The 19,521-nt window shown below is 32.7% G+C and carries 15 protein-coding genes; 9 read left to right on the forward strand and 6 right to left on the reverse strand.

What is annotated here, in order from left to right; translation table 11 throughout:
- Positions 1-12: 12 nt before the first annotated feature.
- The 8 genes from nrfD to queG all read left to right on the forward strand — a co-directional run bounded on the left by nrfD (position 13) and on the right by queG (position 9,173).
- Positions 13-1,416, forward strand: a complete 1,404-nt coding sequence (gene nrfD / locus ACM55H_RS07835) for an NrfD/PsrC family molybdoenzyme membrane anchor subunit (RefSeq protein ID WP_035669766.1) — start codon at positions 13-15, stop codon at positions 1,414-1,416.
- On the forward strand, positions 1,409-1,933 hold the full coding sequence (locus tag ACM55H_RS07840; RefSeq protein WP_039108742.1) for a DUF3341 domain-containing protein: 525 nt from the start codon (positions 1,409-1,411) through the stop codon (positions 1,931-1,933). Before nrfD ends, ACM55H_RS07840 begins: the two co-directional genes overlap by 8 nt.
- An 8-nt stretch (positions 1,934-1,941) precedes the next feature.
- Positions 1,942-2,490, forward strand: a complete 549-nt coding sequence (locus ACM55H_RS07845; RefSeq protein ID WP_416835981.1) for a c-type cytochrome — start codon at positions 1,942-1,944, stop codon at positions 2,488-2,490.
- Positions 2,491-2,517: 27 nt separating this feature from the next.
- Entirely contained in the window at positions 2,518-3,870 is a 1,353-nt protein-coding gene (locus tag ACM55H_RS07850; protein ID WP_416835982.1) for a quinol:cytochrome C oxidoreductase, read from the forward strand.
- A 19-nt stretch (positions 3,871-3,889) separates the two neighbouring features.
- Positions 3,890-5,044, forward strand: coding sequence for a cytochrome c oxidase subunit II (locus tag ACM55H_RS07855; protein ID WP_416835983.1), 1,155 nt, complete (start codon positions 3,890-3,892; stop codon positions 5,042-5,044).
- Positions 5,045-5,075: 31 nt separating this feature from the next.
- Entirely contained in the window at positions 5,076-6,872 is a 1,797-nt protein-coding gene (locus tag ACM55H_RS07860) for a cytochrome c oxidase subunit I (protein ID WP_039108749.1), read from the forward strand.
- Between the two features lie 176 nt (positions 6,873-7,048).
- A complete protein-coding gene (gene ruvB / locus ACM55H_RS07865) occupies positions 7,049-8,071 on the forward strand; it encodes a Holliday junction branch migration DNA helicase RuvB (RefSeq protein ID WP_039108750.1) in 1,023 nt (340 codons plus the stop codon).
- Positions 8,072-8,252: 181 nt separating this feature from the next.
- Complete coding sequence (gene queG / locus ACM55H_RS07870) at positions 8,253-9,173, forward strand: tRNA epoxyqueuosine(34) reductase QueG (protein WP_416836084.1); 921 nt, start codon at positions 8,253-8,255, stop codon at positions 9,171-9,173.
- 23 nt (positions 9,174-9,196) lie between these two features.
- Here queG and ACM55H_RS07875 read toward each other — a convergent pair whose 3' ends face one another.
- From ACM55H_RS07875 to ACM55H_RS07900, 6 genes are all read right to left on the reverse strand, one after another.
- Positions 9,197-10,231 carry a LacI family DNA-binding transcriptional regulator gene (locus ACM55H_RS07875; RefSeq protein WP_416835984.1) on the reverse strand — a complete coding sequence of 345 codons (1,035 nt, stop codon included), beginning with the start codon at positions 10,229-10,231 and terminating at the stop codon, positions 9,197-9,199.
- Between the two features lie 239 nt (positions 10,232-10,470).
- Positions 10,471-11,490, reverse strand: a complete 1,020-nt coding sequence (locus ACM55H_RS07880) for a LacI family DNA-binding transcriptional regulator (protein ID WP_416835985.1) — start codon at positions 11,488-11,490, stop codon at positions 10,471-10,473.
- A 133-nt stretch (positions 11,491-11,623) separates the two neighbouring features.
- A complete protein-coding gene (locus ACM55H_RS07885) occupies positions 11,624-13,294 on the reverse strand; it encodes a glycoside hydrolase family 13 protein (protein ID WP_416835986.1) in 1,671 nt (556 codons plus the stop codon).
- A gap of 111 nt (positions 13,295-13,405) precedes the next feature.
- Entirely contained in the window at positions 13,406-14,314 is a 909-nt protein-coding gene (locus ACM55H_RS07890) for a carbohydrate kinase family protein (protein ID WP_416835987.1), read from the reverse strand.
- Complete coding sequence (locus ACM55H_RS07895) at positions 14,307-15,638, reverse strand: sugar porter family MFS transporter (RefSeq protein WP_416835988.1); 1,332 nt, start codon at positions 15,636-15,638, stop codon at positions 14,307-14,309. The genes ACM55H_RS07890 and ACM55H_RS07895 overlap by 8 nt, the downstream gene beginning before the upstream one ends.
- Before the next feature lie 53 nt (positions 15,639-15,691).
- Positions 15,692-17,287 carry a glycoside hydrolase family 32 protein gene (locus ACM55H_RS07900; protein WP_416835989.1) on the reverse strand — a complete coding sequence of 532 codons (1,596 nt, stop codon included), beginning with the start codon at positions 17,285-17,287 and terminating at the stop codon, positions 15,692-15,694.
- Positions 17,288-17,483: 196 nt separating this feature from the next.
- Between ACM55H_RS07900 and ACM55H_RS07905 the strand changes: the two genes are divergently transcribed.
- Complete coding sequence (locus tag ACM55H_RS07905) at positions 17,484-19,490, forward strand: glycosyl hydrolase family 95 catalytic domain-containing protein (protein ID WP_416835990.1); 2,007 nt, start codon at positions 17,484-17,486, stop codon at positions 19,488-19,490.
- The last annotated feature ends 31 nt before the right edge of the window (positions 19,491-19,521 follow it).

Genomic DNA, 19,521 nt, shown 5'->3' on the forward strand with positions numbered 1-19,521 from the left:
ATATAAAGGATTATGTCGTCTCACTACGAAGCAACCATTAGAAAACCCTTAGTTATAGGTGATAAATCTTATCACGATGTAACTGTAGATGTAGCTGCACCTGTAGAAGGTAAAGCAAACAAACATTGGTGGATTGTATTTTCAATTGCATTAACCGCGTTTCTTTGGGGAATGGGTTGTATCATTTACACCGTGTCTACAGGTATTGGAACATGGGGATTAAATAAAACTGTAGGTTGGGCTTGGGATATCACTAACTTCGTTTGGTGGGTAGGTATCGGTCACGCAGGAACATTAATTTCAGCCGTATTATTGCTTTTCCGTCAAAGATGGAGAATGGCAATTAACCGTTCTGCGGAGGCAATGACCATTTTTTCTGTAATTCAAGCAGGTTTATTTCCAATTATACACATGGGTCGCCCATGGTTAGCGTATTGGGTTTTACCAATTCCGAATCAATTTGGTTCTTTATGGGTGAATTTTAACTCTCCTTTACTTTGGGACGTATTTGCAATCTCTACTTATCTTTCAGTTTCATTAGTTTTCTGGTGGACTGGTTTATTACCTGATTTTGCGATGTTGAGAGATAGAGCAATTACTCCTTTTAATAAACGTGTATATTCTATATTGAGTTTTGGATGGAGCGGTAGAGCAAAAGACTGGCAACGTTTCGAAGAAGTTTCTTTGGTTCTTGCAGGTCTAGCAACTCCACTTGTGCTTTCTGTACATACCATTGTATCAATGGACTTTGCTACCTCTGTAATCCCTGGTTGGCATACTACAATTTTTCCTCCTTATTTTGTTGCTGGAGCTGTTTTCTCAGGATTTGCAATGGTAAATACCTTGCTTATTATTATGAGAAAAGTTTCTAACCTTGAAGCTTATATTACTATTCAGCACATAGAATTGATGAACATCGTAATCATGATTACAGGTTCTATTGTTGGTGTTGCTTATATTACGGAGCTTTTTATAGCTTGGTATTCTGGAGTTGAATATGAACAATATGCATTCTTAAACAGAGCAACCGGACCTTACTGGTGGGCATATTGGTCAATGATGACTTGTAACGTTTTCTCTCCGCAGTTTATGTGGTTCAAAAAATTAAGAACAAGTATCATGTTTTCTTTTATTATTTCGATTGTTGTAAATATTGGGATGTGGTTTGAAAGATTTGTAATTATTGTAACATCGTTGCATAGAGATTATCTTCCGTCTTCATGGACTATGTTCTCTCCAACATTTGTCGATATTGGAATATTCATAGGAACAATTGGTTTCTTCTTTGTATTGTTTTTGTTATATTCTAGAACATTCCCTGTAATAGCACAGGCGGAAGTAAAAACAATATTAAAAGGAACAGGAGATAATTACAAAAGAGAAAGAGAAGCAAATAAAGATTTACATCATGAGTAATAAAGTAATATACGCCATTTATAATGACGATGATGTTTTGATGGACGCAGTTAAAAAAACACGTGCAGCTCATCATCATATTGAGGAAGTTTTTACTCCTTTTCCTGTCCACGGATTGGATAAAGCCATGGGTCTAGCCCCAACAAGGATAGCTATATGTTCTTTTATATATGGTTTAGTAGGTTTGTCTTTTGGTACTTGGATGATGAATTACATTATGATTCAAGATTGGCCTCAGGATATTGGTGGTAAACCAAGTTTTAGTTATATTCAAAATATGCCTTCTTTTGTTCCAATTATGTTTGAAGAGACTGTATTTTTTGCAGCGCATTTAATGGTTATTACTTTTTATATGAGAAGTAAGTTATGGCCTTTCAAACAAGCAGAAAATCCGGATGTTAGAACAACAGATGATCACTTTTTGATGGAAGTTGCTGTAAATGATAATGAAAGCGAATTGGTTTCTTTTTTCGAAGGTACAGGGGCGGTAGAAGTTAAAGTAATTGTAAAGAATTAATTGTCGATATGAAAAGTCTATATAAAATAACATTTGTAATTTGTATTACTATTTTAGTTTCGTCTTGTCATGATAATTCGAAGCCTAATTACCAATACATGCCTAATATGTATGAGCCAGTAAGTTATGAAACTTATGAAGAGTCAAATGCATTTAAAAACGGTAAAGAAGGTCAGCTTCCTCCAGTAGGAACAATAAATAGAGGTTTTGAGCCTTATGATTATGAGAATTCTACAGCTGGATATGATTTAGCCAAATTAAATCTAAAGTCACCGCTTGATTCAATCTCTGAAAAAGATGCTGAAAAATCTAAAGAATTGTTTGAAATTTATTGTGGTATCTGTCATGGTAATGAAGGAAACGGTAAAGGGAAACTAGTAACCCAAGGAAAATTTCTTGGTGTACCAAGTTATAAAGATAGGGTGATAACTGAAGGAAGTGTTTTTCATGTTCAAACTTACGGTTTAAATTCAATGGGGTCTTATGCGAACCAGTTGAATCAACACGAACGTTGGTTAGTAGCATCTTATGTTTTAAAACTGAAAGCTAAATTATAATTGTTGAACAAACTGATCGTAATAGATATGTATACATTTTCAAGTAAATTAAAAACATTTTCTTTTGTCTTAATGGCTGTTGGCCTTTTAGGAATTGGATATGGTTTTTTAACTGCACCAAAAGATATTCAAGAAGTTGAAAAGCTACTTGCTGCTGAAACTCATGAAGGACATGGGGAATCAAAGCATGAAGTTTCAACATCTTCAGCTGAAGCTCATACAGAAATTAGTAAATCTGATGAAGCTAAAGAAGCTGCTGAACACAAAGAACATGTTGCCCATGTTCTAACACAATTACAAAATAAACCATGGGCTGCATTATATGTTGCTTGTATTTTCTTCATGCTTATTGCTATGGGCGTTTTAGCATTTTACGCTATACAACAAGTAGCTCAAGCAGGTTGGTCTCCTGTTTTATTTAGAGTAATGCAAGGTATTACGGCATATCTTCCGGTTGGGTCGGTTATATTTTTCGTAATTCTTATCATTTGTGGGTTGCATATTTTTCCTTCTAATAGTTTGTTTATTTGGTTGGATCCAGAGGTTGTTGCTCATGATAAAATTATTGCTAATAAATCTGGTTATTTAAATTTTCCTTTTTGGATAGTTAGAGCTGCCATTTTTCTAGCAGGTTGGAATTTATATCGTTATTTTTCAAGAAAAAATTGTATTGACCAAGACGCCGCTTCTGATAATCTTTCTTATAAAAAGAATTTTAATATATCAGCAGGATTTTTAGTTTTCTTTATTGTAACAGAATCTATTATGTCTTGGGATTGGATTATGTCAATTGATCCACACTGGTCTAGTACATTGTTTGGATGGTACGTTTTTGCTAGTTTTTTTGTAAGTGGTATAACTATGATTACCATGGTTACTTTATATTTGAAATCTAGAGGATTCTTAGAAAATGTTAACACTAGTCACATTCATGATTTAGCTAAATTTATGTTTGGAATAAGTGTTTTCTGGACTTATTTATGGTTTTCACAATTTATGCTTATATGGTACGCTAATATACCTGAAGAGATAACTTATTTTGTAACAAGAATTCAATTATATAATCTTCCTTTCTTCGGTGCGGTCGTTATGAATTTTGTATTTCCAATTTTGATTTTAGTTAATACTGATTTCAAAAGAATAACTTGGATCTTAGTTATGGCTGGAGTAGTAATCTTATTAGGTCATTATATTGATTTCTTCAATATGATTATGCCTGGTACAGTTGGAGACAGATGGTTTATTGGAGTTTCCGAAATTGCTTCTGTTCTTTTCTTCCTTGGATTATTTATTTATGTTGTTTTTACTGCATTAACTAAAGCTCCTTTGTTACCTAAAAGAAATCCATACATAGAAGAAAGTAAACATTTTCATTATTAATATTTAAACAAAAAAACAGATGACAAGTTTGTTGGTAATTATAGTTTTAGTTTTATTAGCTGTTGCTCTATGGCAATTGACGAAAATATTCGACCTAACTCAGGTAGGTTCTAATTCGGACAGTTCTCAAGTGGCTACGGATAATGATAATAATGTTCAAGGTTATTTAATGTTTGGTTTCTTGGCATTCATTTATATTTTCACAATCTATGGATTGTTTAAATGGGGACCTTTAGTACTTCATACACCAGCTTCAGAACATGGTGCCCTTGTAGACAGTCTTATGAATATAACTTGGGTTTTGATATTTATTGTTCAGGCAATCACTCAAGTCTTGTTGCATTATTTTGCCTTTAAATATAGAGGTAAAAAAGATCAAAAGGCTTTGTATTTTGCTGATAATAATAAATTGGAAGCAATTTGGAGTGTTATTCCCGCAGTTGTACTAGCAGGTTTAATTCTTTACGGTCTTTATGCATGGACTAACATTATGTTTATTGATGACGAAGATGATACTGTAGTAATTGAATTATACGCACAACAATTTAAATGGACTGCTAGATATGCAGGAAATGATAATGTTTTGGGTAAAGCAAATGTTAGGTATATTGAAGGTGTTAATACACTTGGTGTTGATTTAGGAGATCCTTATTCTCAAGATGATATAGTTGTTTCTGAATTGCATATCCCTAAAGGAAAGAAAATACATTTTAAAATGCGTTCTCAGGATGTTTTGCACTCTGCTTATATGCCTTATTTTAGAGCTCAAATGAATTGTGTTCCAGGTATGGTTACTGAATTCGCTTTTACTCCAATATACACTACTTCTGAATATAGAGATTTACCTTTTATGATTGAAAAGGTTGCTAATATTAATGCTATAAGAACTAAGAAAAGTGCAGAGTTAGTAGCAAATGGAGAAACTGCTTTAGATCCTTACACATTTGATTATTTGTTGTTATGTAACAAAATTTGTGGAGCTTCACATTATAACATGCAAATGAAAGTTATAGTTGATACTCCTGAAGAGTATAAAAAATGGTTAAGCGAAAAAGCAACTTTAGTACAAGAAGTAAAAACTTCTAAAACTCCTGCTCCAGCAGAAGGAGGAACTGGGAAAGATTCTACAAGTACTAAAGATACTGCAGTTGTTGCTAAAATAGCTATGAAATAATATTATTAAGAAAAATTTAAAGTATACACATATGTCAGCAGAAGGTCACGATCACGGACACGATCACGAACACGAACATCACCATAAAGACACTTTCATTACTAAATATATCTTTAGTATTGATCATAAAATGATTGCCAAACAATACTTGTTGACAGGTATTATTATGGGAGTAATTGGTGTAGGTATGTCTATGCTTTTTAGAATGCAATTGGCATGGCCAGAGCAATCATTTAAAATATTTAATATATTACTTGGTGATAAATTTGCTCCAAACGGAGTTATGGCTAATGATATTTATTTAGCTTTAGTTACTATTCACGGAACGATAATGGTTTTCTTCGTTCTTACCGCAGGTTTAAGCGGAACCTTTAGTAACTTGTTAATACCTCTTCAAATTGGTGCTCGAGATATGGCATCAGGTTTTATGAATATGATTTCTTATTGGTTATTCTTTTTATCAAGTGTAATCATGATTAGTTCATTATTTGTAGAAGCAGGACCAGCTTCAGCTGGTTGGACTATTTATCCGCCCTTAAGTGCGCTTCCACAGGCTATTCCAGGTTCTGGAATGGGTATGACACTTTGGTTAGTTTCTATGGCTATATTTATCGCATCTTCATTAATGGGATCATTAAATTACGTAGTTACAGTTATTAATCTTAGAACTAAAGGGATGTCAATGACTAGATTGCCTCTTACTATCTGGGCTTTCTTTGTAACTGCAATTATTGGTATAGTTTCTTTTCCAGTATTATTATCAGCGGCTTTATTGTTAATTTTTGACAGAAGTTTTGGTACATCATTCTTCTTGTCTGATATATATATAGCAGGTGAAGTTTTACATTACCAAGGAGGTTCACCAGTATTGTTTGAACACTTATTTTGGTTCTTAGGACATCCTGAAGTATATATTGTATTATTACCGGCTTTAGGTATTACTTCTGAAGTTATTGCAACTAACTCTCGTAAACCAATTTTTGGTTACAGAGCGATGATTATGTCAATTTTGGCAATCGCATTTTTATCTACAATCGTTTGGGGTCACCATATGTTTATCTCGGGTATGAATCCATTCTTAGGATCTGTATTTACATTTACAACTTTGTTGATTGCTATTCCTTCTGCAGTAAAAGCGTTTAATTATATTACAACACTTTGGAAAGGAAATTTACAATTGAATCCTGCTATGTTGTTTTCAATTGGTTTGGTTTCTACTTTTATTACAGGTGGTTTGACTGGAATTATTCTAGGAGATAGTACTTTGGATATTAATGTTCACGATACGTATTTTGTAGTTGCTCACTTCCACTTAGTAATGGGTATATCTGCTCTTTATGGTATGTTTGCAGGTATTTATCACTGGTTTCCAAAAATGTTTGGAAGAATGCTTAATAAAAATTTAGGTTATGTTCACTTTTGGGTAACTGCGGTTTGTGCTTATGGTGTGTTTTTCCCAATGCACTTTATCGGTTTAGCCGGTTTACCAAGGCGTTACTACACAAATACTAACTTTCCATTATTTGATGATTTGCAAAATGTAAATGTTCTTATAACTACTTTTGCATTAATTGGAGGAGCTTTTCAATTGGTTTTCTTGTACAACTTTTTCAGTAGTATTTTCTACGGTAAAAGAACCGTTCAAAATCCTTGGAAATCAAATACACTTGAATGGACTGCACCAGTAGAGCATATTCACGGTAACTGGCCAGGTGAAATCCCTGAAGTGCACCGTTGGCCTTATGATTACAGTAATCCTGCTCATGATGAGGATTTTGTACCTCAAAATGTTCCAATGAAAGAAGGAGAAGAAGTCCTTCATCACTAAAAAAATAAAAATTCAAAAAGCCTCTACTGATACTGTAGAGGCTTTTTTATTTATAGCTCTGTCTAGTAGAGTATTTGTTTAACTAAATAGCTTTTTATAGTTATGATTATTAATAATTTTGATAAAGTCTTCTAAGGGAATTCTACTAAACTAAATACTTTCTTTATCTTTGTTACATGAATGAAAATTTAGATCCAACCACAAACGGTTATAATGCAGACGAGCTTGATCTTGAAAAAAGATTAAGGCCACTTTCATTCGATGATTTTGCCGGTCAAGACCAAATATTGGAAAATTTAAAAGTTTTTGTTCAGGCAGCAAATCAAAGAAATGAAGCACTTGATCATACCCTTTTTCATGGTCCTCCAGGTTTAGGAAAAACAACATTGGCTAATATCCTTGCCAATGAGTTACAAGTAGGTATAAAAATAACTTCGGGACCTGTTTTAGACAAGCCTGGGGACCTAGCTGGTTTATTGACAAATCTTGAAGAAAGAGATGTATTGTTCATTGATGAAATCCATCGTTTAAGCCCCATAGTCGAAGAATATTTATATTCAGCAATGGAAGACTTCAAGATTGATATAATGATTGAATCTGGGCCAAATGCTCGTACAGTACAAATTAATCTGAACCCATTTACTTTAATCGGTGCTACAACTCGTTCTGGACTATTAACTGCGCCCATGAGGGCCCGTTTTGGGATATCATCACGCTTGCAATATTATACGACCGAGTTATTAACCACAATCGTGGAGAGAAGCGCAGCTATTTTCAAAATGCCTATCACAATGGAAGCAGCAATCGAAATTGCAGGTAGAAGCAGAGGGACTCCTCGAATCGCTAATGCTTTATTGCGTCGTGTTCGTGATTTTGCACAAATAAAAGGAAATGGTAAAATAGATATTGAAATTGCTCGTTATGCACTAAAAGCACTTAATGTAGATGCTCATGGTCTAGATGAAATGGACAATAAAATACTTACTACAATTATTGAAAAGTTCAAAGGTGGTCCCGTAGGATTATCAACTTTGGCGACAGCCGTATCCGAAAGTAGTGAAACTATAGAAGAGGTTTATGAGCCATTTCTTATCCAAGAGGGTTTCATTATGAGAACGCCAAGAGGAAGAGAAGTCACTGATAAAGCTTATAAACATTTGGGTAAATTAAACACCAATATTCAAGGTGGTTTGTTTTAATTTCTTGGAGCTATTTACTTCGTCAGTTCGACGCTCGTGTCCTGCTATTCGCTAAATCTATGTCGTAAAAAACGAGATAGGATATCGCTTCAAACGAAGTTCACTGAACACCGATAAAAATAGAAGTTAAGTGTAGTAATCAGAGCTAGTATGTAATTGCCAATTTTAACTTTTTTTAGTCATAATTCAAAAATCTAAATATACAGAGTTCATTAAATCCGAAGCAAAACGCCTTGGATTTTTGGCTTGTGGCATTTCCAAAGCTCAGTTTTTAGAAGAGGAAGCTCCTCGTTTAGAAAATTGGTTAAATAAAAACAGAAATGGTGAAATGTCGTATATGGAAAATCATTTCGATAAACGTCTAAACCCGAAGTTGCTTGTTGATGATGCGAAAAGTGTGATTTCTCTTTTATTAAATTATTATCCAGAAAAACTTCAAAATCCAGATTCGTACAAAATTTCTAAATATGCTTATGGACAAGATTATCATTTTGTCATTAAAGAAAAGCTTAAAGAGTTTTTATTTTCTATTCAATCAACTATTGGTGCCGTTTCAGGGCGTGCATTTGTTGATTCAGCGCCAGTATTGGATAAAGCTTGGGCTGCAAAAAGTGGTTTAGGCTGGATAGGTAAAAACAGCAATTTGCTGACTCAAAAAGTAGGTTCCTTTTACTTCATAGCAGAACTCATTATTGATTTAGATTTAGAGTATGATAATGCTACATCAGATCATTGCGGAACCTGCACCGCTTGTATTGACGCTTGTCCCACCAAAGCTATTGTAGCGCCATATATTGTAGATGGAAGTAAATGTATCTCTTATTTTACTATAGAACTGAAAGAGAATATTCCTCATGAAATGAAAGGACACTTTGATGATTGGGTTTTTGGATGTGATGTCTGTCAGGACGTTTGCCCATGGAACAAGTTTTCAAAAGCACATAAAGAACCTTTGTTTAATCCAAATCCAGAATTACTTTCTATGTCCAAAAAAGATTGGAGAGAAATTACGGAAGAAACATTTAAAGTTGTGTTTAAAAATTCGCCTCTTAAAAGGGCAAAGTTCCAAGGGTTAAAGAGAAATATTGATTTTCTAGAATAACTTTGGGGTTTAGATTAGGCTAGTTAATCGGATTGTTTTTTTATAGAAGATTCTCTGATAATAATATTGGTGTTTAATTCAATTGTTCTTGGTTTAAAAGGAATTCCTTCTTTATGACAATTCATTTCTTCCAATAACAGATTGAAAGACTCAATTCCCATTTCATGGCTAGGCTGATCTATAGTGCTTAACTTTGGCGTAAGGACTTGTGACATAAACCAATTACTGAAACCAATTACTGCTACTTGATCAGGAACTTTAATTTTGTTGTCATTAAAATAAGATAAAACACCAACGGCTACCAAATCTGTAACAGCAAATATTCCATCAACATCAGGATGGTCTATTATTATTTGTTTTGCAAAATCTAATCCTTCTTGAAAGGTTACAGTTTCACAAGTATAGACTAATTTGGTGTCAAAAGGAATGTTGTTTTTTTCTAATGCTTTTTTATATCCAATATAACGGTCAATTGAATTTTGGGGATTTAAAGGCCCACGAATGTGAACAATTTTTTTGCAATTATTATCTATTAAATGTTGAACAGCATTAAATGCTGCTTTTTGATCATCAATAATTACTTTAGAACAAGAAATTAGTTTGTTGATTTTATCAAACATTACAAAAGGAATGTTTCTGGTGATTATTTCTTTTAAATGATCGTCATTATTCGACTCATTAGAAAGTGAAATGATAATTCCATCGACTCTTTTTTTAATCAATAGTTCTACTTGTTTTTTTTCTAAAGCAAGTGACTCATTTGATTGTAATATAATAACTAAATAGCCGTTTTTCTCTGCTTCATCAATAATTGCATTTACTACATTCGAAAAAAAATGATGAACAACTTCGGGAATAATTAATCCAATAGTTTTAGATTCTTTTGTTCTTAAATTTACAGCAAAACTATTAGGGGTGTAGTGTAGATTTTGGGCAAGATCAATTACAGCTTGTTTAGTTTTTGCACTAACATCAGGATAATTTTTTAAAGCTTTTGAAACTGTTGTTATTGAAATTCCGAGTTTAGTTGCTATTTCTTTAAGAGTGATGTCTTTCATGAATCGTATTTCTACTTATTTAATTTTAGAAAAATATTTTTCAGAAACGGTTTCCCTATAAGAATCAATGGGGTTTACCTTGTTTTATGTTTATGAAAAAGTATTATAACTTCAAATATTCTTCACCAAGATATTAATTTTTATTTTATTTCTGAAGTTTTTATCAAAATAAACAAATTAAGATGGATTAGTTAAATTAAAAAAAGGATGATTATTATTTTATTAAAAAAGCCTATTTTTTAAGTTGACTCTCTTTCTATTATACTAGTTTCTAATTCAATTGATTGAAAAATTACAGGAGAATTATTCTTTTTTAAATTAATTTCATCAAATAATATTGAGGCTGATTTTCTTCCAATTTCAAATCCAGGTTGGTCAACAGTCGAAAGTTTAGGACTCATTACTCTAGACATAAACCAATTACTAAATCCTAAAACGGCTATTTTTTGTGGAATTGCAATACCTACTTCATTGAAGTATTTAATAATCCCAATAGCTACTAAATCAGTAACTGCAAAAATTGCATCGATTTCCGGGTGTTCATTAACGATTTTTTTTGCATTTTCATACCCATTTTCAAAATCCATGTTAGTATCACATACATAAACCAAAGAGGAATCATAGATAATGTTATTGTCTTCTAAAGCTTTTTTGTAGCCTAAAAATCGGTCAATGGAATTCTGGGGTAAATAGGAACCTCTAAAATGGGCAATTTTTTTATATCCTTTTTTTATAAGATAGCTAACAGCATCATAAGCTGCTTTTCTATCATTAATAGTTACTTTAGAACAGTTGACAAGCTTTGCAATTTTATCAAAAAGTACAAGTGGTGTATTATGAGAAAGTATAGTCTTTAAATGCTCAAATTCACCAGTCTCATTTGATAAGGATATTAGGATTCCATCAACTCGTTTATTTAATAAAAGTTCAATTTGTTTTTTTTCGAATTCTAATTTTTCATTTGATTGTAAAATAATAACTAAGTAATCTCTTTTCTCAGCTTCTTCAAGAATTCCTTGAATTACATTTGAAAAAAAATCATGAACTAGAGTAGGGATTATCAAACCTATTGTCTTAGACTCTTTTGTTCTTAAGTTTACTGCAAAACTGTTTGGAGTATAATTTAGTTTATTGGCTAATTCTATTACTGCTTTTTTTGTCTTTTCACTTACATCTGAATAGCCTTTCAAAGCCTTTGAAACGGTAGTTATAGAAATTCCTAATTGGGAGGCAATTTGTTTGAGAGTGGTGTTATTCATATTTCATTACTCTAGATAGTAAAAGCCGAATAAAAAACTGCTTCTTGAAAAACGAATTTACAATTAATTTATTGTAATTCAATTTTCAAGAAGCAGTTTAATTTGAAATTACTGATTTTATATGTTTTTATTATTATTTGAGTTCCATTACAATAGCTTCGTAAGGTTTTAAAATATTGCTTTTTAGTTTTTTAGTTCCAGCGTAGTTGTCTAAAATAATTTTAGATTTAGCAGTTGAAATCCCTATTTTGTATGGGCTATTTTTATCGGTGAAATTTAATAGCACTAATAATTTTTTACCATCTAATTCTCTTGTATAGGCATATACGTTTGGATTTTCTCTATCTAATAGTGTATATTTTCCATAAACAAGTGTTGGTTCTTTTTTGCGTAATTGTACTAATTGTCTAAAATAATTCAATACTGAATTTGAATCTTTTTCTTGTGCTTCCGCATTCAAGGTCTTATAATTTGGGTTTACCTTTAGCCATGGTGTTCCTGTAGTAAAACCTGCATTTTGAGTTGTATCCCATTGAAATGGAGTTCTTCCGTTTTCTCTTGAAGTTTGTTTTTGTCCTTCTAAAAAAGCATTTAAATCGCCACCTTTATTTTTTAAAGCAATGTATTTATTACGGGTGTCCACATCATGATAATCATCGATTGAATTAAAACGAATGTTGTCCATCCCTAATTCATCTCCATAATAATAATATGGAGTACCTCTCATGGTCATTATAAAAGTAGAAAGCATTTTTGAAGAAATAGCTCTAAATTTTGGGGTGTCATTACCAAATTTACTGACCATTCTAGGTTGATCGTGATTGGCTAGAAATATAGCAAGCCATCCTTTATCTTTAAAAGCGTTGTCATATCTTGAAAAAATATCTTTGTATTTTACAAGGCCAAAATCTTTTAAATGTTTACCAATATCAACACTTTCAAAATGGTATGCCATATTTAATTCTTTTCGATCCGGATCTACAAAAAGCATCGCATCTTCAGGAGAACTTCCGGCACCTTCAGCAACAGTCATGATGTCGTATTTGCTAAAAACTTCTCGATTCATTTCTTGTAAATACTCATGTAAATGGGGACCTACACCATAATATTTTATGATATTTTTTTCGTATCCTTTTGGCAATTCTGGCCATGTAGTATCTTTAGAAGCAAACTGAAAAGCATCCATTCTAAAACCATCAATGCCTTTGTCTAACCAAAATTTCATAATATCATAAACTTCATTTCTAACTTTTGGATTTTCCCAATTTAAATCGGGTTGTTTTTGAGAAAAATAATGAAGATAATAAGAGTTGGTTTGTGCATCATATTTCCAAGCTTCACTATTTACATCAAAAAAGCTCCATCTATAAGGCGGTTTTCCTTTTTCAGCTGGCCACCAGTGATAGTAATCTCTATATGGATTGTCTCTTGAACTTCTGGATTGTTTGAACCATTCATGCTCGTCACTACTATGATTCACAACTAAATCCATGATGAGTTTAATGCCGCGTTTGTGCATTTCCTTTAACAAAAGATCAAAATCGGCCATAGTTCCAAAATCCTTCATGATTTCACGATAATTGCTAATATCATAGCCATTATCATCATTAGGTGAAGTGTAAATTGGATTAAGCCAAACAGCATCTATTCCCAGGCTTTTGACATAATCTAATTTAGATATAATTCCCTTTAAATCTCCAACTCCGTCTCCGTCACTATCCTTGAAACTTCTTGGATATATTTGATAAACAACGGCTTCTTTCCACCATTTGGAATCATTTTGTGGAGTTGTTTTTACTGACATGTTTTGTGCGAATGTGCCCTCAGATGAAAATAACATCAGAGCAGAAAATAAGTATAAAGAAAAAATCGGTTTCATGGTTGATTGTATTAATAGTGTCTGGATTAGTTAGAATTATTTTTTTGTAGGATTCATAAAATCATCAATTTCCTTAATAGATATTTTTGGATTTGCACCCGTATTTTTTGCTACTAAGGCTCCCATAGCACAAGCAAAATCAATTGCTTTTTGAGGTTCATTTGTGGTTAATAACTTGCTTAATAAAGAGGCTAAGAAGGAGTCTCCTGATCCTACAGTATCGACTACGTCTATTTTATAGCCGCTGTTATAATACATTTTTTCATTATAATATAAAACTGCTCCATGGCTTCCTTTGGTTACACAAATGTGTTTAGTGTTGGTGTGCTCAGCAATGAAAAGAATATTTTGTTCTAAGGAATGATAGGGGGAGTTTAGGAAACCACTTATTTCATATAATTCATCATCATTAAACTTTATAAAATCAGATTGTAACATCAAACTGATAAGTATTTCTTTTGTGTAAAACGGAGCGCGTAAATTTACATCAAATATTTTATATTTAGCATAGTTTATTAATTCTAATAAAGTCTGATAGGAGGTTAAGTCTCTGCAAACTAGGCTTCCAAATACAAAGGCGTTAGCTTTTTTTACCGTATTCTCTGCTTCGGGATTACATTCAATTTTGTCCCAAGCTACAGGATAATTGATAGTATAAGATGCAGAGCCTTTATCGTTCAATTGAACGAGCACTTCTCCGGTAGATAGGGTTTTATCTATTTGGATACTGTTTGTGGAAATGCCATTTTTTTTAATGTAATCTAGCATTTCTCTACCTATTTCATCATTCCCGACACGGCTTATTATTTGAGTTTTTACACCAAGTGAAGCTAATCTAAGAGCGACATTTAGAGGTGCTCCGCCAATTTTTTTGTGCGTAGGAAAAACATCAAATAATACTTCTCCAAAACATACAATACTGAGTTCTTTTTTACTATTATCCATTTTTAAGCATTTTATGTTCTAATTCTTCAAGTGATAATCCTTTGGTTTCTGGCATCATAAACAAAACAAAAACTAATTGCAATACCATCATAAATGCAAAAAACGCAAATATAGGCCAAGGGTTTTCTTTAAATATATCAATAACTACAGGTCCGGCCAAAGTTATTAAGGCCGCGAAAATCCAATGAATTCCTGTACCAAAGGATTGTCCATTCGCACGAACATTATTAGGGAATATCTCGGAGATAAAAACCCATATTACTGCTCCTTGTCCAATAGCATGAGAGGCTATAAATAACATAATAGATGACATTAATATAATAGGTCCCATATTGTTGTAAAAGGCTAAAGCTACCATGCCTAAACTGATAATATAACCTAAAGAGCCAATAATCATCAGTTGTTTTCTTCCTAAAACATCTATTAATCGCATTCCAGCAATAGTGAAAATTAGATTAGTTAATCCAATTAAAATGGAATTCATCAAAGATTCTTTTGACCCTAATCCTGCCATTTCCAATATCTCAGGAGCATAATATAAAATAAAATTGATTCCGGATAATTGATTGAAAAAGGCCAGTAAAAAAGCTAAAATAATTGGTAATTTGTATTTTTTTGAAAAAATGGTTTCTTTGATTGTTGAGTCAACTAAATCTTTTTTAATTTCATGAAAATTTTCTAAAGCCTCCTCTTTATTATAAATCATCTCAAGAACTTTCATTCCTTCCTTATCATCTCTTTTTTTTAAGATTAACCAGCGCGGACTGTCCGGAATTTGTAAAACTACAATGCTATAGATTAAAGCAGGAACTGCCACGATTCCTATCATCCATCGCCAGTCATTGGCTCCGGCAAAACCTTCGAATAAATAATTAGAGAAAAATGCAATCAGGATTCCAAATACGATATTGAATTGGAACAATGTTCCTAATTTACCTCTGTTTTCTGGAGTCGAAATCTCCGAAATATAGATTGGTGCTGCAACTGAAGAAGCTCCAACTCCTATTCCGCCAATAAAACGAAAAAAGGAAAAGATGTAGGGATTTGGCGCTAAGGCAGAACCTAAAGCCGATACTAAAAATAGGATTCCAATCCAAAATAATGTTTTCTTTCGACCCCATTTATCACATGGAATTCCTCCTAATAAAGAACCTAAAACTGTTCCCCACAATGCCATTGACATGATGAAAATGCCGTGAAACAACGGAGTGGTATGCCATAATTCTTTTATTGGTAAATTAGCGCCAGATATTACGACGGTGTCAAAACCAAATAAAAATCCCGCTACAGCTACGGTAAGAGACCAATTTCGAACGTTATTCATTATTTATAGTTTTTGGTTGTTAGTTTGGTTGTTTTTATTTTGATGAAAGGTTTCTAATTTTGCCAAATTCCTTTTATTTTGGATATTTCTATGTTTTTAATTTCTTGATTTTCATCAGATTGAATACTCAGTTTATTGTAAGGCTTTTTTGGGAAAATTTGCTCAGTGAATGTATAAATACCATCATTTAAGAAAATTTCTATGGAAGACCAATCTAAAATTACATGGTAGCTTATTGTTTTTGAAACAATATTTGGGGTTGAAGTCTTGTGAATTTCTTTTCCAAAATTGGCTTCGAAATTTACAATTCCGGAATGCCGTCTGTCGATGGAGAATGTTTTTTGTTTGGCATCATAATCAATTACTAAAGAATCTTTTGCATCGTTAGAAAACATCAATTTTAAATTCTTTGAATAGGCTTTAAACTTTATATCGGATTGATTTAGATTGTCGTAATTTATTGTAAGAGTATGATTTGCATTTAGCGATAACAAATCTTTAGATAGTTCTGTAGTAAATTGTTTATTTAGTTCTTCAACTGGAGTACTCTTTAGAATATAATTATTATTTAATTTTTCTAGTGAAAGTTCTCTTGGAAGTGTCATGGCGCTTCTCCAGTTTTTTGTCGGTGTATTTCTTGCATATTGCCAGTTACTCATCCAGCCAATAAAGAGGCGTCTGTTATTTGGGGCATAATTATAAGTTACTCCTGCATAATTATCTGCTCCATAATCAATCCATTTAGTCTCTTTTTGGACCGTGCGAAAAGTTTTTCCGTCAAAATCTCCTATGAAATATTGTGTCCCTGAACCACCATTTGGTGCTCCAGGATTAATGCTAACAAGTAATACCCATTTTTCTTCATTTGAATCGGCTACTTTTAGTTTGAAAATATCAGGACATTCCCAAACACCACCATGAGCACCATTATTTTTACCAAAATCACTTTCGAATGTCCAATTTATTAGGTTTTTTGAAGTATAAAATTGGGCATGATCTCCAGCGACTAAGACTAAATTCCAAAGATTGGTCGAGGTATTCCAAAAAACTTTGGGGTCTCTAAAGTCTTTTAGATCAGAATTTCCTATAATTGGATTTCCTTCGTATTTTAACCAAGTGTCTCCTTTGTCTAAACTGTAAGCCAGCCCTTGTGTTTGAAAGTTTGTTTTCCCCGCCTTTTCTCCTTCCATATTGTGATAGGTGAAAATTGCAATCATTGGTGGGTTTTCCTTAGTTCCCAATTTGGAACTGTTATTTTGGTCTATCACTGCACTTCCTGAAAATATAAGTCCTAGTTTATCAGGAAATAAAGCGATTTTTTTATGTTTCCAATGGATTAAATCCGTACTCGTTGCATGTCCCCAATGCATCGGTCCCCATACGATATCATTTGGATAATATTGGTAAAACAGATGATAGATGCCTTTGTAATACACCATCCCATTGGGGTCATTCATCCATTTTTTTTCTGGAGAAAAATGAAATTGTGGTCGAAAAGGTTCTTTGAATATTTTTGAAGAATCACTTTCTATTTTTTCAGAAGAATTAACAATAATGATAGCATTATTTTCTTCTTTTTTACAAGAAAATAACAATAATGAAGTCCCGAATAAAAATAAGATTAATGGAATAGTACTTGTGAACTTCATTTAAAAAACGGTTTATTTTTATATTATATCTATAAAAATAGAATTCTTTTTTTTAATTATTCAATTCGTAATAATCAAAAACGTTTTCGGTAAGTCGAAAACGTTTTCGATTTGGAATCAATGTACTATATCGAATTATATAATTATTTAACGAATTAATTATATAAGTTTGAAAATATTATTAAAAATTATAACTATGATTTCAAATTTTAAAAGCCTGTTCTTAATGTTTTTAGTATGTCAAGCTGTTTTTGGACAAACAAAATCAGATCAATGGCATTTATATGCAAACTCCAGAGAAAATTATTATGGAGTTGCTATGGCAAATGGTCAAATAGGAATTGTTACTGATGACACCCCTTTAAAAACAAAAGAGATATTATTGAATGGAGTTTATGATGGTAGTCCTGAAAACGGAATAAGCAGAATTGTAAGAGGAATTGAATTTTTAAACTTACGCCTTATTATAAACAATCAAGAAATAAAATCGGACAATATTGATAATTGGGCTCAAGTGGTTTCTATGAAAGAAGGAACTAGCACAACGTCATTTACATTTAAAGATTTTGCAAGTATTAATTATACAATTTTAGCCAATAGAGCAGTTCCATATTCTGCTATGGCAATTGTTGAAATTACTCCTAATAAAGACATCGAAATAGTAGCTAATAATTACATGGTTGTCCCTGATGAATTGAAAGATGCTAAAAGTCAGTTTAGAGTATTAAAGGATAATCAGTATTTAATGCCGGTTTTTGGAACAACTGCAAAAACATTAACGGGTAAATATACCGTTTCAGCATCTACTACATTTCTTTTTGACGGGCAAAGCGAAACATTGAAGCAAGTAGGAAATGAAGTTGGTTTTTCTAAAAAATTATTTAAAGGAAAAAAATATCGATTTGCTATTGCCGGAGGGATTTGTACTTCAAAAGATATTACAGATCCATTGAACGAATCCGAAAGACAACCTATTTATGCATTGCAACAAGGAATTGATAATTTATTGAATCGTCATAAAGATGCTTGGGCTGAGTTATGGAATACAGGAGACATTCAAATCGAAGGAGATTTAGATGCGCAACAACGGGTAAGATTCGCTTTGTATAATTTGTATTCCTATATACGTCCGGAAACAAGACAAAGTATTGCGCCTATGGGATTGTCTTCTCAAGGATATAATGGACATATTTTTTGGGATAGTGAACTTTGGATGTATCCTACACTTTTGGCACTGCAACCTGATATGGCAAAATCATGTCTGGATTACCGTTCGGACCGTTTGCAAAAAGCAAAGCAGAAAGCTACGATATATGGATATAAAGGAGCAATGTATCCATGGGAGTCGGATGACACAGGAGAAGAGGCGACACCAACTTGGGCTTTGACAGGAATTTTTGAGCAACATATTACGGCTGATGTTTCGATTGCGTTTTGGAATTACTATGCGTATACTCAAGACAAATCGTGGTTAAGAAAAGAATGGAACGTATTAAAAGAAACGGCTGATTTCTGGGTAAGTCGAGTAGTTAAGAATCAAGATGGAAGTTATTCTATTTTGAATGTTGTTGGTGCCGATGAATATGCACAACATGTCGATGATAATGCTTTTACAAATGCTTCAGCTATTGAATCGTTAAAAAATACGATTAAGGCAGCTACAATTTTGAACGAGCCAGTTGATCCAAAATGGGTAGCAGTTTCTGAAAAATTAGTAATTCATACAGAAAATGGAATTACTCAGAATTACAAAGGATATAAAGGACAGATTATTAAACAAGCCGATGTTAATTTATTAGCATATCCGTTACATATTATTACTGATAAAGCACAAATTGAAAAAGATTTGGAATATTACACTGAAAAAATCGATAAAAAAGATGGTCCGGCAATGGCTTCAGGAGTTTTGTCCGTTTTGTATGCCCGATTAGGGGATAAGGAAAAGGCCTATAATTATTTTGTAAAATCATATTTGCCAAATAGTCGACCTCCTTTTGGTGTGTTTTCTGAGTCAGCAAACAGTAATAATCCTTATTTTGCAACAGGAGCGGGTGCGATGCTGCAAGCCGTAATTTATGGTTTTGGAGGCGTTGAACAAACCGATCATGGATTGAAATATAATAAAGGGTTGTTGCCCAAAAAATGGAAGTCACTAAAAATAATTGGTTTGGGAATGGATAACAAAACAATTACAATAGAATAACAGTATAAAACAAAAATTTCCTGCCACGATT

The organism is Flavobacterium cryoconiti, from assembly GCF_048158645.1.
GTDB lineage: Bacteria > Bacteroidota > Bacteroidia > Flavobacteriales > Flavobacteriaceae > Flavobacterium > Flavobacterium cryoconiti.